This window comes from Vreelandella alkaliphila (genome assembly GCF_016107625.1).
Taxonomy (GTDB): Bacteria; Pseudomonadota; Gammaproteobacteria; order Pseudomonadales; family Halomonadaceae; genus Vreelandella; species Vreelandella alkaliphila.
Window position 1 is genome coordinate 1 of record NZ_JABASV010000027.1, and the last position, 3,054, is coordinate 3,054.

Consider the following 3,054-nt stretch of genomic DNA (forward strand, 5'->3'; position numbering starts at 1 on the left):
TACGACCAGACCCCTTGGGTGTTATAGGGTCAAGCCTCACGGGCCATTAGTACACGTTAGCTCAACGCCTTGCAGCGCTTCCACACCGTGCCTATCAACCAGCTGGTCTCGCTGGGCCCTTCAGGAGGCTCTAGGCCTCAGGGATGTCTCATCTTGAAGGGGGCTTCCCGCTTAGATGCTTTCAGCGGTTATCCCGTCCGCACATAGCTACCCGGCAATGCCACTGGCGTGACAACCGGAACACCAGAGGTGCGTCCACTCCGGTCCTCTCGTACTAGGAGCAGCCCTTCTCAAACATCCAACGCCCACGGCAGATAGGGACCGAACTGTCTCACGACGTTCTAAACCCAGCTCGCGTACCACTTTAAATGGCGAACAGCCATACCCTTGGGACCGACTTCAGCCCCAGGATGTGATGAGCCGACATCGAGGTGCCAAACACCGCCGTCGATGTGAACTCTTGGGCGGTATCAGCCTGTTATCCCCGGAGTACCTTTTATCCGTTGAGCGATGGCCCTTCCATACAGAACCACCGGATCACTAGAACCTGCTTTCGCACCTGCTCGACGTGTCTGTCTCGCAGTCAAGCACCCTTATGCTCTTGCACTCACTGCACGATGTCCGACCGTGCTGAGGGTACCTTCGTGCTCCTCCGTTACTCTTTGGGAGGAGACCGCCCCAGTCAAACTACCCACCACACACTGTCCTCGATCCGGATAACGGACCTGAGTGAGAACGCCAATGATGCCAGGCTGGTATTTCAAGGTTGGCTCCCCTCGAACTGGCGTCCGAGATTCAAAGCCTCCCAGCTATCCTACACAGGCAACATCAGCGTCCAGTGTGAAGCTATAGTAAAGGTTCACGGGGTCTTTCCGTCTAGCCGCGGGTACACCGCATCTTCACGGCGATTTCAATTTCACTGAGTCTCGGGTGGAGACAGCGTGGCCATCATTACGCCATTCGTGCAGGTCGGAACTTACCCGACAAGGAATTTCGCTACCTTAGGACCGTTATAGTTACGGCCGCCGTTTACCGGGGCTTCAATCAAGAGCTTCGGACGAATCCTAACACCATCATTTAACCTTCCGGCACCGGGCAGGCGTCACACCCTATACGTCCGCTTGCGCGTTAGCAGAGTGCTGTGTTTTTACTAAACAGTTGCAGCCACCTGGTATCTTCGACCGGTTCGGGCTTAGAGAGCAAGTCTCGTCACCCTACGCCGGCGTGCCTTCTCCCGAAGTTACGGCACCATTTTGCCTAGTTCCTTCACCCGAGTTCTCTCAAGCGCCTTGGGATTCTCACCCTGACCACCTGTGTCGGTTTGGGGTACGGTCGCACATGATCTGAAGCTTAGAGGCTTTTCCTGGAAGCGTGGCATCAATGACTTCCTGACCGTAGTCAGTTCGTTTCGTGTCTCGGCCTTAAGGCATCCCGGATTTACCTAAGATACCAGCCTACTCACTTTCACCAGGACAACCAACGCCTGGCTCACCTAGCCTTCTCCGTCCCCCCATCGCAATCATGTCCGGTACAGGAATATTGACCTGTTTCCCATCGACTACGCCTTTCGGCCTCGCCTTAGGGGCCGACTCACTCTGCTCCGATTAGCGTCGAACAGAAACCCTTGGTCTTCCGGCGAGGGAGTTTTTCACTCCCTTTATCGTTACTCATGTCAGCATTCGCACTCGTGATACCTCCAGCAGACTTCTCAATCCACCTTCATTGGCTTACACGACGCTCCTCTACCGCTCACACATAGTGTGAACCCGTAGCTTCGGTACCTGGTTTAGCCCCGTTACATCTTCCGCGCAGGCCGACTCGACTAGTGAGCTATTACGCTTTCTTTAAAGGATGGCTGCTTCTAAGCCAACCTCCTAGCTGTCTGAGCCTTCCCACATCGTTTCCCACTTAACCAGGATTTCGGGACCTTAGCTGACGGTCTGGGTTGTTTCCCTTTTCACGACGGACGTTAGCACCCGCCGTGTGTCTCCCACGCTTGCACTCACCGGTATTCGGAGTTTGCCTCGGGTTGGTAAGTCGGGATGACCCCCTAGCCGAAACAGTGCTCTACCCCCGGCGGTGATACGTGAGGCGCTACCTAAATAGCTTTCGAGGAGAACCAGCTATCTCCGAGCTTGATTAGCCTTTCACTCCGATCCACAAGTCATCCAAATCTTTTTCAACAGATCCTGGTTCGGGCCTCCAGTTGATGTTACTCAACCTTCACCCTGCTCATGGATAGATCGCTCGGTTTCGGGTCTATATCCAGCGACTGTGTCGCCCAGTTAAGACTCGGTTTCCCTACGGCTCCCCTAAACGGTTAACCTCGCCACTGAATATAAGTCGCTGACCCATTATACAAAAGGTACGCAGTCACAGAACAAGTCTGCTCCTACTGCTTGTACGCACACGGTTTCAGGATCTATTTCACTCCCCTCTCCGGGGTTCTTTTCGCCTTTCCCTCACGGTACTGGTTCACTATCGGTCAGCCAGGAGTATTTAGCCTTGGAGGATGGTCCCCCCGTCTTCAGTCAAGGTTTCTCGTGCCCCGACCTACTCGATTTCACATGATCAGATTTTCGACTACGGGGCTATCACCCACTATGGCCGCGCTTCCCAGCGCATTCGCCTAATCAGTCACATGCTTAAGGGCTGGTCCCCGTTCGCTCGCCGCTACTAGGGGAATCTCGGTTGATTTCTTTTCCTCAGGGTACTTAGATGTTTCAGTTCCCCTGGTTCGCCTCTTACGCCTATATATTCAGCGCAAGATACTCATCTTATGATGAGTGGGTTTCCCCATTCAGAAATGCCCGGGTCACAGGTTGTTTGCCACCTCGCCGAGCCTTATCGCAGGCTTCCACGTCTTTCATCGCCTCTGGCTGCCTAGGCATCCACCGTGTGCGCTTCATTGCTTGACCCTATAACCCGAAGGAGTCTGGTGTCTCGCAATGATAACGATTGCCGGATACGCTTGAGACGTATCACAAAACAATTACGTATAAACGTTTTAAAAACGTTTATGTCAGCATGATATACATTGTTAAAGAGCGACTG

The 3,054-nt window shown here is 53.7% G+C and carries 1 rRNA gene; it reads right to left on the minus strand.

Features of this window, described 5'->3' with window-relative positions:
• Positions 1-25: 25 nt before the first annotated feature.
• Positions 26-2,918 (minus strand): 23S ribosomal RNA (locus tag JFC11_RS18805).
• Positions 2,919-3,054 lie beyond the last annotated feature (136 nt).